A 524-nucleotide genomic window follows, 5' to 3' on the forward strand; every position below is an offset into this window, starting at 1 on the left:
CTGGGCAGCAACCACAGCTCAATCATGGGGAAGTGGATTCTTGCTGTTGGAGCATATCAGGGTGTGATGGAAATGATCGGACAGATGATGGACGCATACTGGATGGAGCTCTCACCTCCTACCAATGACGATACTTTCCTTTTGAGACACGCATACAGAATAGGAAACGAGTGTACGTTTGAATCCAGGGGGTACTCCTTTAGAAACAATCCTTCACATCAGCCCAACAATAGTGGAAACATCGAGTCCTATCCATTATCGTCATGCTCCAACTGTCTTACTGATTACATCAGCGTACAACATGAAGAAGAGCCCAGTAGAGCATTGTTTCTGCTTTCTCGAGAACGCAATGTTTCAACATCTGCAGTGGATTTGTTCAAAAAGCAAGCGAAGTGTCTGGGATTTCCTGAACCGTTCATGTTCTACAGTGCAACAGCAGAATTGTGCCCGGAGGATACAAAGGAGAGTGAAGAGGAGCAAAACTGAAAATGCAACAATGGCTTCTTTCCACGACTATCCGTAGA

1 protein-coding gene is annotated in these 524 nt (G+C 45.4%); it reads left to right on the forward strand.

Features of this window, described 5'->3' with window-relative positions; all coding sequences use genetic code 11:
- The coding region (locus tag GFJ41_RS17960; RefSeq protein WP_206001608.1) for a lipocalin/fatty acid-binding family protein at positions 1 to 486 on the forward strand (486 nt) is incomplete at its 5' end.
- Positions 487 to 524 lie beyond the last annotated feature (38 nt).

Source organism: Paraclostridium dentum (genome assembly GCF_012922555.1).
GTDB lineage: Bacteria > Bacillota > Clostridia > Peptostreptococcales > Peptostreptococcaceae > Paraclostridium > Paraclostridium dentum.